This window comes from Polaribacter sp. Asnod1-A03, from assembly GCF_045063585.1.
Lineage (GTDB): Bacteria > Bacteroidota > Bacteroidia > Flavobacteriales > Flavobacteriaceae > Polaribacter.
The window spans coordinates 557762-572694 of record NZ_JBEFOE010000009.1; the positions used below are offsets into that span (position 1 = coordinate 557762).

Below are 14933 nucleotides of genomic sequence, written 5' to 3' on the forward strand. Positions count from 1 at the left end.
TATTTATTGATTAATTTTTAAAAAGGTATCGTTACAGATAAGGATAAATTTTTACCAGCTTCGGGTACATCTATCAACCTGTAAAAACTAGTATGATTAAAGTATTTTGTATCGAAAACGTTATTCAATTTTACTCGTATTTCTATAGGAGTATTATTTTTAAATACATTTAATTCTGATAAAAAAGACATATTTAATAACTGATAGCCTTCTGTAATTTCTTCTGGTGGTACAATTTCTTCTTGCGCTGCAGTTATTCTAAAATCTGCTACCAATTGCGGATTCTTAAAAAATGAAACATCTTTAAATTTATAATTTGCAGAAAACAATGCAGATAATGGTGGCGAAAATGGTAAGGTAAATCCTTCTTTTGCACCACTTGTTTGTATAGAATACACATATTCTACAGAAGCATCTAATTGCAAGTTATTAGATATTGATGTATTTGCTCTAAATTCGCCTCCTACTCTAAAAACCTTGGCTTGTGTGTATTCGTAAATTTGTAAAGTTTCGTAATAACTAGAAGTCGGATTTAAATAAATATAGTTTTCAAATATATTTACAAATGGACTCAATCCAACGCTAAAAGAATTTGTTGTATGGTCTACATCAACATCTAATTGATATGATATTTCTGGATCTAAATCTATATTTCCTCTCTCATAACGATACATGTGATAATTTACACCATCAGAAGCTAATTCATTAGATAGAGGCATTCTAAAACTTCTACCTATATTTACTTTGTAAGTGGTTTTATTATTGATGTAACTTACCCCTAAAGAAGCACTAATGTTACCAAAATTAAGTGTTCTATCTTGCGATCTTTGTAAATATACATAAGAGGTAGAATCGTCATCATTATTTATGGTCGATTGAAACCAATCGTAATATGCTTTTGTATCTACCAATCCATAATCATAACGAACCCCTGCTAAAATGTGTAAATTAGAGTTGACTTCAAATTGATCATAACCAAATATTCCTGCTGTAAAACGATCGTATTCTGGAATCAAAAATCCCCATCCGCCAATATTATTATCTTGATATTCCATGTTTAAACCAACAACCATATCGTGTCTGTTATCCGGTTTAAAAGCATCTCTTGCATTAATAGAATAGGTGTTTTTTTTAAATACTCTTTCTTTGCTATTTTCTGGTTTTGGCATATAACCATGTGGTACAGGTTCTGAATGTTCTTCTCTAACATTATTTTGAAAACCAAAATCGAAATACAATTTATGATTATCAGTCTTTATAGAAGTATTATTAGTAATTTTAAAATGATTTACTTTATGGTAAGGCAAATCTATATCTCTATTAGAACTATCATAATCAATACTAGAAGTTCTTACTTCTAAACCATGCGCATTTGCAAAAAATCCGTTTTTAGCATTTACGTTACTAAAGGTGGTTTCTGTTGTAATATTATTTGTATCATAACCAATACTTACACTAGCATCTGCTTCTTTACCTGCGGTATTTCTTAAATTATTATCATATAAATCAAAAACATAATTTTCGTAATTAATTTTATCTGTTGGCACTTTATAATCTGCATAATCTCTATATGTTAGTCTACTTCTGTAAAACCATTTATCTTTTCTTGATGTAATTCCGGCAGAAATTCCTACTAAATCATTATTTGTTTCTCCTAAAATATTTACTTCTCCATTAAAAGAATTTTTTGATGGAATTTTATTTGGCTGAATGTCTACAACACCTGCAATAGCATCCGAACCATATAACAAAGAAGCTGGTCCTTTTATAATCTGTATGTTTTCTATTCCTTGCTGATCTATTTCTAAACCATGATCATTTCCCCATTGTTGTGCTTCGTGTTTTATTCCGTTCTGTACAACAGCAACTCTATTAAAACCCAAACCTCTAATTACAGGTTTAGATTGTCCAGAACCAATATTTATGGTACTTACTCCTGGTATTTTACTTAGGGTTTGCATTAAACTATTTTCTCTATTATTCTCTAAAAATTCTTTAGAAACAGTCTGAGAAACTATCGGTATTTCTTTAAGAATTCTCTTCTTAGATTTACCTAAAACTTTAACCTCATCTAATTTTGTAGAAGATTCTTTTAAATAAATTGGTAGTGTTACTGATGCAGATGCTACAACAACTGTTACTGTTTTAGAATCAAAACCAATATGAGATACTTTAAAAGTATATGTACCATTTGCCATATTATTTATAGTGAATTCTCCTGTTTTAGAAGAAATTGCATAACGTTTATGGCCAACAATATTGATACCTTCTATAGGTTGTAAAGTAGTAACATTTAGTACAGATCCTTTTATTTGATATAGATCTTGACCAAAAGAAATAGTGCAAAGGCTAAAAAATAACCATACACTTAATAGTGCTTTTTGAAACATAATTTAGAATACAATAAGATTTTAATAATTGTTCTTAAAAAAGAACTAGGATAAAACCTATACACCTATTGATATAGATATCAATAGTTTATTTACCACATTTACAAGATATTAAGCGTTAAAATTATTTATAATAACCTACTAAAGGAAATCATAAAAAGCAATATTAACTACTTCATTATACTTGTAAAGAATAAAATGTATAGAAACTTATACTAAGAAAGGTGGTGGACGAGAAAAGAGTTCTCTTGGAATACTATTACTTATAATAGTGTAATTGTAATAAATAGCAACTTCTTTCTGAATAATAAATTCGATATTTTCTATTTCGAAATCATTAACATCCGGAGTAAGTGTTGGTATTAAATTATTTTCAATCGCAAAATCACAAACAACACAAATTTCTTCGTTCTCATCCGTATGAGACAAAGAATGCATCCCTGTCATTTTCATTGATAGAAAAAAGACAAGAAACAAAAAAGTGATGTTATTTTTTAAACGACTGTGTTTCATTAAAAGTATAAAATACGATGCTAATTTTAATAAACTATTACAAATAATTGTATCTATTTATTGTACAAATGTATTATTTTTTTTCAATAATGCAACAGAGTTGCAATGTATATTTTAATTAAAATCAAATTAATTTTTATGGGTATAAAAACTAAGAAAAAAGATTTTTTTTTTTGATTTAAATTATTGTTTTAATAATTTTTTCTAAAACTTCAGGTAAACTTCCTGGTCCTATTGTTAAGAGTTTTGTACCTGTAATAGGTACGCCCCTAAAAGGCCTTATAAACACTTTACCATCTGGTGTTCTCTCAAAATAAGTATAATTCTCATCATCAGCTATTTTAGTGCAACCCTTAACTCTTAAAATACTTTTAGGAATATTCCTACAAATTATATCAATACAACCAATATTAGGTAAAACAGGTAAATCTACAGAACAAGAAGCCCAATGTGCCTCTTGATGCTCTAATCTTTCTGCAATATTTTTAGAAGGAGAGAGTTCTGGTAATAAATCTACATCAAGAGCATCTAAGGTTATAATTTTGGCAAAAGGATTCACTTTTTTCAGTTCATTAATTACTAAGTCTCTTCTATTTTCTGATGCTTTTTCTAAATGTGTAAGTACAATTAAAGAAGATACTTGTACTTGATTAAATTCAAGATCATTATGTTCTTCTCTTGTTTGCCAATTTTTAACATCTACAACAGATATTTGAATCGGTGGTAAAAAACGATCGTTTAATCCTACACCTAAAAATTCCATTAAAGAACAAGCATCTGATGTTCCGTTAGCTTCTATTAACGTAATTCCGTTTTTTCTTTCAGGAATTCCATTTACATAATTTCTAAGTTCATTAATTCCACTACAGCAAATACAACTGCCTGTTAAGGCTTTTACATGTTTGCTGTCTATTTTGTCTAGAAACTGTTGTATATCCATATTGGCATTTTCATAATCATTTAAAATAACAAAAGGATTCCATTCTTTTTCAGAAAAAACGATTTATTAAGTACTTTAATAAGGTTGTTTTTCCAGATCCTAAAAAACCAACAATGGTAATAATTGCTTCCATCTTGTAAGAAATATATAACTAAATTAAACTTCTATTAAGTTTAATCTATTCATTTTTTCAATTAAATCTCCCGTAATAGCAACTACTGCAGGTTTAGGAATATTATCTGCATCAAAAGGCCAAGTACTTGTTGGTTTTTTTAAATTTTTTGTTTGCTCACCAGGGTGTTGCACACTTAAAAACAATGTTTTACCATCCGGAGAAAACCAAGGACCTGTAAGTTCTGCATCTTTGGGTGCAGAAGCAACTCTAATTACTTTTCCTGCTTCTTTACCATGTCTTGATATTACAAAAAGACTATTATTTTTAAAAGGCATATAAGGTTTATCTTCTCTGTTCATAGCACTACCAGACATATCTGTAGTTATCCATAAATTACCAGACATATCAAAAGTTAAATTATCCGGACAAGAAAACCCATTTTCTTCTCCACCAGCTATGTAAGTGGATGCTTTAAAAGTTAAAGCATCAAAAGCGCCATTGGTTTCTTCAATTTTTAAAATAGAACCATGAAAATCTCCTTTAGGCTTGTTATTTGTTAAGGTGATAAAAACATTTCCTGTAATAGGATCAATTTCTATATCTTCTGGTCTGTTTAACGGAGTTGCCCCAATTAATTTTGATGATTCTCTTGCTCTAATTAAAACTTCTGTTTGATTTTTAAACTTAGTTTTTAATATCGGTTGATTCTCCCAATCTAAAGCCAACCATTTTCCGTTAATAGTATCTGCAACATACAAAGTTCCTTCTTTTAAAGAACCTGGTTTAGAAGAAACAAACTTATACAAATGCTCATCATTATGATCATCACCAGTGTAGGCAACAACTCTTTTATCTTCTAATTCATATAAAGTACAGCATTCATGTGCAAATCTACCTAATGCTATGTGTTTTTGTGCTTTACCATCTTTAGGATTTACTTCTACAACCCAACCATAATGTTCTGGCGGATATTCATAAAAATTTTCCCAACCATAACCACTATTTACATGGCTTTCTACATTATTTTCATCATAAACAGTTTCTCCCCAAAAACCATCGTAATTTTCTTCGCAAGTAATAAAGGTTTTCCATGGTGTAATTCCTCCAGAACAATTGGCAAGCGTTCCTTTTACATAACTTTGCCCTTTTATTGGATAATCCCAATTTAAAGCGATGTCTGTTTGTGCAGTTATTCTTCTGTTATGTGGGTCGTTTTTTACAACTTTCCAAACTCCATTTTCTTCTTTTATACGTACAATAGTTCCACCAACATTGTACATTTCTTTATCTACCTGTTCTTTTGTTTTAGGTTGTACATTTTCATCAGCATCATTAAAATCAGAAACAAATAAAGGATTTATATATTCGTGATTTACCCATAACAAACCATCTTTAGGATTATCATCACTAAACGGAATAAAACACGTATAATCATTATTAAAACCAAAAGTATCTGTATCACTAATTTTATCTCCCCATTTTAATATAGTATGATAATCTAATCCATCAGCCAATAATAAATCATCTTTATCAGAAGCAGAAATTCCTTCTAAAATCAAATTTTTAAGTTCTTGTAATCTTTCATCAGAAATATTATTAAAACCTTTTATAGGGGTCGCTGTATTACCACAACTCATTAAAAATTGAGGTAACACAAGTGATGCTAAACCTGCTTTACCCATAAAGGAAATAAATTTTCTTCTATTATAATCCATCTTATTTTATTTAAAATTTTTAAATTTTATTAAAGTGTTTATTATATTTTTTCTTGTGTAATTATTTTTAAAAATTCATTTCTTTTTTCTGATTCAGAAAAACAACCTCCGTACTCTAAAGTAGTGGTAAAACTACTTTGATCTTTAATACCTCTAGAGGATACACATAAATGCTTTGCAGTAACAGAAACAATAACATCTTTTGTTTCTAAAACTTCTTGTAAATCATTTAAAATTTGTAAAACTAACCTTTCTTGCACCTGAGGACGACGTGCATAATAATCTACTAAACGATTAATTTTTGAAAGCCCAATCACCTTTTTTTTGGGAATATAAGCAACATTTGCAAAACCTACAATTGGTAAAAAATGATGCTCGCATGCAGAATCAATAGTAATGTTTTGTTCTACTAACATTTTTTGATAATTATATTTATTATCAAAAGTTGATAGTTTAGGCTTATTTGTAGGGTTTAAACCGTAAAATAATTCTTTTATATACATTTTGGCTACTCGATATGGTGTGCCAGACAAACTGTCATCAGTTAAATCTAACCCCATTTCTTCCATAATCATTTTAAAATGATGCTGAATGGTTTTAATTTTTTCATCATCAGATTTATCAAAAGCATCTGCACGCAATGGTGTTTTTATACTTGTAGAAAAATGAGCATCACCTTCTAATATAATTTGTTCTTTATCCTTCATGAGTACAACATTTATCTGTGTTACATTGACAATATTTTCTATTATATAAATGCAATCCAATTAATGAAAATGCAGGTATATATATTATATTTTCACTAAGAGAAAGTAATTCTATTTTTTCGTTGATGATTACTACAAATAATACCCCCCAACTAACCCAAAGAGCTGGTTTAATCCAACTTTTAGAAGTTGTTTTTGTTGATCGAAATATAGCAATAAAAGAAATTACTAAGAAAAAATAATCAATCAATTTCCACCAACTTGGTACTTCGTTACAGCAATTTAATAAGCTACTTTGAGCTAAAAAAATAAAAGGAGTAGAAACGCAATGGATTAGACAAAGTATACTAGAGATAGCACCTATACTGTCTGATTTTTGTTCTGTAAATATCATTTAAATTATTATTAATACAACTGAGTTGCAAATATAAATTAAAAACTTGTTAGTACAACTAAGTTGCGTTATATTTGTTGCATGGGTATTATTAGAAAAACAAAAGCTGTAGAAGTACTACTTAATACGTTTAATAATAGCAAAGAAGCTATTTCTGCCAAGCAATTAATTAGCCAATTAAACAAAACATTTAATAAAACAACCATTTACCGTGTATTAGATAAATTAGAAGATGATGGTGTATTACATTCTTTTTTAGGTAAAGAAGGTCTTAAATGGTATGCAAAATGTAAAGATTGTTCTGCAACAGTGCATAAAGATGTTCACCCTCATTTTCAGTGTTTAAGTTGCGGTAGAGTAGATTGTTTGTCTGTTACAGTTGCTGTTCCTAAAATAGAAAATAGAAAAGTAGAAGTTTCTCAAGTTTTAATTCAAGGTAAATGTGAAAAATGCTTTGATGAATAATAGCATATAATTTTACTATTTACAGATTAAAAATATTATATATTTCTAATTTAGTTGGACTTCTAATTATATTATAATTTTAATTCTTCAATATTTTTTACCCCTAAAATTATTAAATTAATTGTAACTCCTACTTAGTTTTAATCTGTTTTTTGTTGTTATAACAATAAAATAATTAACAATATCTAAGCTATTTATATTTAATATACTATGAATTTTTAGCTAAAATTCTATGAATATAAATACATCAAAAATTTCTTAAAAATAATTTTGTTTATCTTTTTTACAATAAAGTTAAACATTTTATATCTTTACAAAATATTAATAAAATTTTATTGTTTTTAAAATTTAAAAAAATAAAGATATGTTTGGTTTATTTAAAAAGAAAACAGAAAAAGAAAAACTACAAATTCAATATAAAAATCTTTTAAAAGAGGCTCACCACTTTTCATCTATAGATAGAAAAAAGAGTGATCAAAAAATATTTGAAGCAGAAGTAATAATGAATAAAATACAACAGCTTTAAATAAAATATTGAAAGAAATGAAATCCTCAAAAAAACCAGATAATATAGTTTTTAATGAAAAAACTAAAAAATATGATGCAGCTTTAAGGCCATACGCAACATCTTTAGGAGCGCCTGTAATTACATCGATAGATACTGTAGCTTGGAAAAATAGAAGTATTAATAAAGTAAATCATAAAGTAAATTCAAAATTTTTAGAACTAAAAGTGGAATACGAGAAAATGATGCAAGAGTTTGAATATAACAAGCTGATTTTTGAAGCTAAATTTTCATTTGAACCCATTACAGGAGAAATATACCACCTATATAAAAGAGAAAATGACGATAATTTTTTATCTTTAATAGCACCAAATCAATGCAAGTTTCACTCTTTAGGTAGCTTCTATTTAAATACAGATCTAATTTGGGAAAAAGCTTAATATGGTAATAAACACAAAAGAATTTACAGAAAGAGAGCTAGATCGTATTATAGAAATGGCTTGGGAAGATAGAACCCCTTTTGAGGCTATCGTATTTCAATTTGGATTACCAGAGAAAGAGGTAATTAAATTAATGCGCAATAATTTAAAAGAATCTAGTTTTAAACGCTGGCGCAAACGAGTAAATAGTGGTGTTAGCTTAAAACATTTAAAAAAACGTAACAAAGATATTAATCGTTTTAAGTGCTCTCGACAAAAAGCAATATCTGGTAATAGAATAAGTAAGCGTTAAACCTAATTGTAAAAGAATAAAGCTTTTATTTTTACGCATTATTTTTTTGTAAAAGTATAATTAGTTAATGTTTTGAAGAAAAATACTATAAATATTGTTTGGTTAAAAAGAGATCTTCGTTCGCAAGACCACGAACCTTTGTTTCAAGCAGAACAAGCCGATATTCCTTATTTAATTATTTATTTGTTTGAACCTGAAATTATTGGATATCCAGATACAAGCCCAAGGCATTTAAAATTTATATATCACTCAATAAAAGCATTAAATAGTAGTTTAGAACCTTTCAATAAAAAAGTAGAAGTATTCTACGGAGAAGCATTATCTATTTTTGAATATCTTCAACAAAATTTTAATACAAAGAATCTTTTTAGTTATCAAGAAAGTGGAACTCAAACTACTTGGCAACGAGATAAAAAAATAAATTTATTTTGTAAACATAATAATATTATTTGGCAAGAATTTCAACGAGATGGTATTTTACGAGGGATAAAAAACAGAGATAATTGGAATAATCAGTGGCATCTAAAAATGCACACTCCTGTTATTAAAAACACCTATAAAATATCTGAATTAGAAGATTTTGAACATACTTTTATATTACCAGAAAAATTTAAAAAAGATTTAGAAGATTACCCAAAACAATTTCAACCAGCAGGAGAACAAAATGCATGGCGTTATTTAAGATCTTTTACAAATAAAAGAGGTGCTAATTATCAAAAACATATTTCTAAACCTACAGAAAGCAGAATATCTTGCAGTAGATTATCTCCTTATCTTGCTTGGGGAAATATTAGTATTAAACAAGTATTTCAGTTTGTAGGAACACACCCAAACGGAACTAAAAATGACAAAGCTTTTTCCGCAATGCTTACACGTTTACATTGGCATTGTCATTTTATTCAGAAGTTTGAAGTAGAATGTAGCTACGAAACTCATTGTATTAACCAAGGCTATGAACTCTTAAAACATGCTAAAAACGAGACATTTATAAAAGCTTGGAAAACTGGTAATACAGGCTACCCTTTAATTGATGCTTGTATGCGTGCTGTTGAGCAAACAGGTTGGATTAATTTTAGAATGAGAGCCATGGTTGTTTCTTTTTTTACTTTTAATCTAGATCAAGATTGGCGAGATGGTACTTATCATTTAGCTCGTCAATTTTTAGATTATGATCCAGGTATTCATTATCCACAATTTCAAATGCAAGCAGGTACTACAGGTATTAATACAGTTCGGTTATACAATCCTATAAAGAATTCTCAAGAATATGATCCAGAAGGTGTTTTTATAAAAAAATGGATTCCTGAATTAGTAAATGTACCAATAACAAATATTCATGAACCCTGGAAAATGACTGTAATGCAACAAGCTTTTTGCGAAACAATTATCGGAGAAAATTATCCATTACCGATTGTTGATTTGCAAGAAAGCTCCAAATTAGCTAGAGATAAAATATGGGAACATAAAAAACATCCTGCAGTGCAAAGTGAAAAAAATAAAATCTTAAATACACATGTAAATAAAAATCGAAGAAAATGAAAAAACATGTGTGGTTTGCAAACGACCATTTACATGGCGAAAAAAATGGGAAAAGAATTGGAATGATGTAAAATATTGTAGTGAACGCTGTAAAAGAAATAAGTAAAAATGAAAACAATTAACCTAATATTTCCGCATCAATTATTTCAAGACTCTCCTATTTTTAAAGTAAATGCTCCTGTATATTTAGTAGAAGAATTTTTGTTTTTTAAGCAGTATTCTTTTCATAAACAAAAAATAGCTTTTCATAGGGCTACAATGAAACAGTATGCTGATTTTCTTTCAGAAGAAAAAAGTATAGGTGTACATTATATTGATGCTATTACATCAACTTCAGATATTAGATTATTACTTCCTGAATTAAAAAAGAAAGGAGTTGAACACATAAACTATATAGATCCAACTGATAATTGGCTTCAAAAAAGGATAGAGAAAGGCTGTTTAGAAAATAATATTTCTACAACTATATACAAATCACCTTTATTTTTAAATTCTAAAGAAGATTTATATCCTTTTTTTAAAAGTGATAAAAAAAAATATCATCAAACTACTTTTTATAAAGAACAACGTAAAAAGAGAAACATACTTATAAATCCAGACGGAAAGCCCACAGGAGATAAATGGACTTTTGATACTGAAAACCGAAAAAAATATCCTGCTAAAAAAACACCACCATCAATTCAGTTTCCTGATGTAGATGTTTATTTTAAAGAAGCTAAAGAATATGTAGAAAACAACTTTTCTAATAATTTAGGAAGTTTAACCGATTACGCTTTATACCCAACAAATTTTAAAAGTACTAAAGAGTGGCTACAACAATTTTTTGAACAACGCTTTATGGAGTTTGGAGTTTATGAAGATGCTATTGTTGCAGAAAATTCTATATTAAATCATAGTATATTAACACCAATGCTTAATGTAGGTTTAATTACTCCTAAAGAAATTATTGATGCGTGTTTAATTTATGCTGATAAAAATGCCATTCCTATCAATTCTACAGAAGGTTTTATTCGCCAAATTATAGGATGGCGAGAATTTATACGAGGTATTTATGAATCTAGAGGAAGTGAAGAACGTACCACAAATTTTTGGAAGTTTACAAAAAAAATTCCCGCATCTTTTTATAATGGAACTACGGGAATAACACCTATTGATAAAACGATTAAAAAAGTTCTAAAAACAGGATATTGCAATCACATAGAGCGTTTAATGATATTAGGTAATTTTATGATGTTGTGTGAATTTGACCCTGATGAAGTATATAAATGGTTTATGGAGCTATTTATTGATGCATACGATTGGGTTATGGTAACTAATATTTACGGAATGAGTCAATTTGCTGATGGAGGCTTAATGGCTACGAAGCCATATATAAGTGGTAGTAATTACTTAATAAAAATGAGTAATTATAAAAAAGGAGAATGGCAAGCAACTTGGGACGGGCTTTTTTGGCGATTTATGCACACACATAGAGATTTCTTTTTATCAAATCCTCGTTTAGGTATGTTGGTAAAAATGTTTGATAAAATGTCTATTGATAAACAAAAAAAACACCTTAAAAAAAGTGAAGATTATCTACTAACATTTGTTAAATAACATAACTTAAGTTTTTTAAATAAATTAACTTATAAACTAAAAAAGAAGTAAATAAATTATTTACTTCTTTTTTATCAATTTAACTTCTCTCCTTTTTTAAAGAAATATTTTGAATAATTAAATAGCATTTAATTCTTTCATAATTTCTGCAAACAATTCGTAAGAGCGGATTCTATCTTTTCCATCATAAATATTTGTTACAGCAATTAATTCATCTGCTTGGGTTTGATTTAAAAATTCTTTTACTTGCTTTTTTACAGTAGCTTTACTTCCTATAAAAGAGTATTTTAACATTTGATGTACTTGCGGATTTTTCATCACTTCCCTATACTCATCTGTCATTTGTGTTGGTGGTTGTACCTTATCTCGTTTTCCTGTAAAAATTCCCACAATCATACGTATTAAAGAAGTTGCTAAACTTTGTGCATATTCATCAGTATCAGCAATTATAATATTTACGCCTGCCATTACATAGGGTTTCTTTAGCTCTTTAGAAGCTTTAAATTCCTTACGATAAATAGAAATTGCATCCATTAAGTGCGTAGTAGCAAAATGACTTGCAAAAGCATAAGGCAATCCTTTTTTGGCTGACAAATGTGCACTATCTGTGCTAGAACCTAAAATATATAAAGGTACATCAACACTTTCTGCTACTGGCACTCTTATTTTGGCACTTATATTATCCATAGAAAAATATTGTTGTATTTTTTCTATTTCTACAGGAAAAGATTGTGCTGCTTCCATAAAATCAGATCGAATAGCTTGTGCCGTTTCTCTATCTGTACCAGGTGCTCTACCTAAACCTAAATCAATTCTATTAGGATATAAAGTTGCCAACGTACCAAATTGTTCTGCTACAATTAAAGGAGAGTGATTTGGCAACATAATTCCACCAGAACCAATACGAAGCGTTTTTGTGCCAGAAGCAACATAGCCAATTAATACAGAAGTTGCACTACTACCAATATTTGGTGAATTATGATGCTCTGCTAACCAATAACGGGTGTATCCATATTTTTCTGCGTGTTGTGCTAAACTCAATACATTTGCATACGTTTTTTGTAAAGTACTGTCTTTAGAAACTAAAGCTAGATCTAATATGGAATATAAAATCTTAGTTTTTTTCATAAAAAAATTGTAAATTAAAAGGAACTTAAATTTGATATAAAAGTAAACGTTCTATTATAATTAATAGTTCATTTTATTAATATTAAATGATTTTTAATTCAATTATTATAAAAAAGGTATATTTGCCGTCGATTTTATTTTTTATGGTAATACCATATTTTTAATCATTATTTTTATAAAACAATCAATTATGAAACAATTAATTACAGTATTAGCAATTATTTTAACTAGTACAATTACTTATGGACAATTTCAAGTTTCAGCAAGTACTGGATATGCAATAGGAAGTGCAGGAATGAAATTAGGAGAAAAAATAAATACAACAAGTACAGAAAACACTTATGGTAGTTATGGAGAAGGTTTAAATTTTCAGTTAAGAGGAACGTATTTTTTTAATAATAAAATTGGAGCAGATTTAGCTTTAGGATATTTAAACGGAGCAGACCAAACAGTATCTGAAGTAACTTTACCAACTACAGAAGTAGATGCAATTGCAAGAGCTCGTGCTTTTGGAGCTTCTCTTGCCATAGTTTATAAATTTACAGATAATATTTATGGACGTTTTGGTGCTTTAATTAAAATTGGTGGTAAAACAGAAGCTATTGTATCTAGTAAATCTGTTTTTTCTGATGCAGAAGCAACTGCTCTTGGTTTAGATAGTGGCTCTTATACACAAACAGATTATGTAGAAGATTTTCACGGGCATTTACCTTTAGGTTTTGTAGCTGCATTGGGTTATACATTTGAGTTGGATAAACATTTTAGTCTTTTTATTGAAGGTGAATACTACGGAATTAGCTTAAAAAGAAAAGATTCTGAATTAGCATCATTTAACACAGATGTTTTTACTTCTAATGGTACGCTAGCTGTGGCTGGTTTTTATTCTTTAGATAATTTACCTGATGGTTTCGTAAAAAAAACTACTTATGTAGATAATTTATCACATGTTGATGCTGCAACAGATGTTTCTAAGGAATTATCTCAAAAAGTACCTTATTCATCATTTGGTATCAATTTTGGTATCATTTATAAATTTAAAGGCTAAAAGAAAAAAACCTTTTAAAATTTAAAGTCCATTAAAATTATTCATTTTAATGGACTTTTTTTTGCTTAAAAGTACTCCTTACTGTTCTTATTTTTTAATTATTAAAATTCATTTATCTCATATAAAATAGAATAGTCAGAATTTTAACTGTAAAACTTCTATTATTTCATAAAAATAGTATTGTTTTACAAAAAATTAACTTTTTCAAAAGCTTTTATCACTAATATTGCAATATGCAAAGAATACTATTTATTTTGTGCTTATTGGTATCTATAAGCACTTTTTCTCAGAAGGATACGCTACGTGTATCATATTTAAAAGGACAGATTATTCATGCTGAATCTAAAAAAGCATTGAGTGCAGCCCATATATTAAACTTAAACTCTGTAAATGGAACAATTACAGATGATAGAGGTTTTTTTGAAATACCTACCAAAGCTAACGATACTATTTTAGTATCTTATCTTGGTTATGCTTCTATTAAGTTAAAAATTACAAACGATTTATTACATGGAAATGAATTGTTAATTGGTTTATATGAAAAACCTGAAGAAGTTAAAGAAGTAGTTATAAAATCTACAAAATTAATTGGTGTTTTAGAGATTGATATTAAACAAGTACCTAAAGACCGATTTACAAGAATTAAAATTAATGGATTGCCACAAACTTACGAGGTAGGTAAACCTAAAGGAAAAGACTTCTCCTCTCCTATTGCAGCATTATTTCAACCTGTAGATTTTCTATACACACTTTTTGGAAAAAAACCAAAGCAGTTAGAAAAACTGCAAAAACTTAAAAAAGAAGACGATTTACGTAAAATGTTAGCAGGTAAATTTGATAGAGAAGTAATGATGGAATACTTGCAAATGGATAGACAAGAGCTTTCTGAACTTTTAACGGATTGTAATTATTCTGAATATTTTATCAAAAAAGCATCCGATCTACAGATGATTGAAGCTGTATTGGATTGCTATGAGAATTATAAAGCCCTAAAAAAGGGAAAAATAGATAGAGATAAAATTCCTGTTAAAAACTAATAAAATAGAAAAGGGTCAAAAGTAAATTACTTTTGACCCTTTTCATCAACTATTAAAACTAACTAAAATAATGATTAACTATTATTTCTACTTATAAGACACACAATTCTTA

17 protein-coding genes are annotated in these 14933 nt (G+C 28.3%); 9 read left to right on the forward strand and 8 right to left on the reverse strand.

The window, feature by feature from the left end:
- Positions 1–17 precede the first annotated feature (17 nt).
- The 7 genes from ACJJVY_RS02865 to ACJJVY_RS02895 form a co-directional block, all read right to left on the reverse strand.
- On the reverse strand, positions 18–2390 hold the full coding sequence (locus ACJJVY_RS02865; RefSeq protein ID WP_405604932.1) for a TonB-dependent receptor: 2373 nt from the start codon (positions 2388–2390) through the stop codon (positions 18–20).
- Positions 2391–2600: 210 nt separating this feature from the next.
- Positions 2601–2843, reverse strand: a complete 243-nt coding sequence (locus ACJJVY_RS02870; protein ID WP_405604934.1) for a hypothetical protein — start codon at positions 2841–2843, stop codon at positions 2601–2603.
- A gap of 238 nt (positions 2844–3081) precedes the next feature.
- Positions 3082–3843, reverse strand: a complete 762-nt coding sequence (locus tag ACJJVY_RS02875; protein WP_405604936.1) for a GTP-binding protein — start codon at positions 3841–3843, stop codon at positions 3082–3084.
- A gap of 49 nt (positions 3844–3892) precedes the next feature.
- Positions 3893–3976, reverse strand: a complete 84-nt coding sequence (locus ACJJVY_RS02880) for a GTP-binding protein (RefSeq protein ID WP_405611572.1) — start codon at positions 3974–3976, stop codon at positions 3893–3895.
- 23 nt (positions 3977–3999) lie between these two features.
- The gene (locus tag ACJJVY_RS02885; protein ID WP_405604938.1) at positions 4000–5673 is read right to left on the reverse strand and encodes a PhoX family protein; all 1674 of its coding nucleotides are present in this window, start codon (positions 5671–5673) and stop codon (positions 4000–4002) included.
- Between the two features lie 41 nt (positions 5674–5714).
- Complete coding sequence (gene folE, locus ACJJVY_RS02890) at positions 5715–6380, reverse strand: GTP cyclohydrolase I FolE (protein ID WP_405604940.1); 666 nt, start codon at positions 6378–6380, stop codon at positions 5715–5717.
- Positions 6370–6774 carry a MerC domain-containing protein gene (locus ACJJVY_RS02895; protein ID WP_405604942.1) on the reverse strand — a complete coding sequence of 135 codons (405 nt, stop codon included), beginning with the start codon at positions 6772–6774 and terminating at the stop codon, positions 6370–6372. Before ACJJVY_RS02895 ends, folE begins: the two co-directional genes overlap by 11 nt.
- Positions 6775–6855: 81 nt before the next feature.
- On the opposite strand from ACJJVY_RS02895, the gene ACJJVY_RS02900 reads away from it, so the two are divergent.
- From ACJJVY_RS02900 to ACJJVY_RS02930, 7 genes are all read left to right on the forward strand, one after another.
- Positions 6856–7239, forward strand: coding sequence for a Fur family transcriptional regulator (locus tag ACJJVY_RS02900; protein ID WP_405604944.1), 384 nt, complete (start codon positions 6856–6858; stop codon positions 7237–7239).
- 364 nt (positions 7240–7603) lie between these two features.
- Positions 7604–7765, forward strand: coding sequence for a Lacal_2735 family protein (locus ACJJVY_RS02905; protein WP_405604946.1), 162 nt, complete (start codon positions 7604–7606; stop codon positions 7763–7765).
- A gap of 17 nt (positions 7766–7782) precedes the next feature.
- Positions 7783–8184 (forward strand): DUF2452 domain-containing protein, encoded by a 402-nt coding sequence (locus tag ACJJVY_RS02910; RefSeq protein ID WP_405604948.1) that lies wholly within the window; start codon positions 7783–7785, stop codon positions 8182–8184.
- Between the two features lies 1 nt (position 8185).
- Entirely contained in the window at positions 8186–8476 is a 291-nt protein-coding gene (locus ACJJVY_RS02915; protein ID WP_405604950.1) for a TIGR03643 family protein, read from the forward strand.
- Between the two features lie 72 nt (positions 8477–8548).
- A complete protein-coding gene (locus ACJJVY_RS02920) occupies positions 8549–10015 on the forward strand; it encodes a deoxyribodipyrimidine photo-lyase/cryptochrome family protein (RefSeq protein ID WP_405604952.1) in 1467 nt (488 codons plus the stop codon).
- Positions 9996–10121 (forward strand): DUF2256 domain-containing protein, encoded by a 126-nt coding sequence (locus tag ACJJVY_RS02925; RefSeq protein ID WP_405611575.1) that lies wholly within the window; start codon positions 9996–9998, stop codon positions 10119–10121. Before ACJJVY_RS02920 ends, ACJJVY_RS02925 begins: the two co-directional genes overlap by 20 nt.
- 2 nt (positions 10122–10123) lie before the next feature.
- A complete protein-coding gene (locus tag ACJJVY_RS02930) occupies positions 10124–11611 on the forward strand; it encodes a cryptochrome/photolyase family protein (protein ID WP_405604954.1) in 1488 nt (495 codons plus the stop codon).
- 117 nt (positions 11612–11728) lie between these two features.
- On the opposite strand, the gene ACJJVY_RS02935 is transcribed toward ACJJVY_RS02930, so the two are convergent.
- A complete protein-coding gene (locus ACJJVY_RS02935) occupies positions 11729–12739 on the reverse strand; it encodes an LLM class flavin-dependent oxidoreductase (RefSeq protein WP_405604956.1) in 1011 nt (336 codons plus the stop codon).
- Between the two features lie 190 nt (positions 12740–12929).
- Between ACJJVY_RS02935 and ACJJVY_RS02940 the strand changes: the two genes are divergently transcribed.
- Positions 12930–13784, forward strand: a complete 855-nt coding sequence (locus tag ACJJVY_RS02940; RefSeq protein WP_405604958.1) for a hypothetical protein — start codon at positions 12930–12932, stop codon at positions 13782–13784.
- Positions 13785–14017: 233 nt separating this feature from the next.
- The gene (locus ACJJVY_RS02945) at positions 14018–14821 is read left to right on the forward strand and encodes a carboxypeptidase-like regulatory domain-containing protein (RefSeq protein ID WP_405604960.1); all 804 of its coding nucleotides are present in this window, start codon (positions 14018–14020) and stop codon (positions 14819–14821) included.
- The last annotated feature ends 112 nt before the right edge of the window (positions 14822–14933 follow it).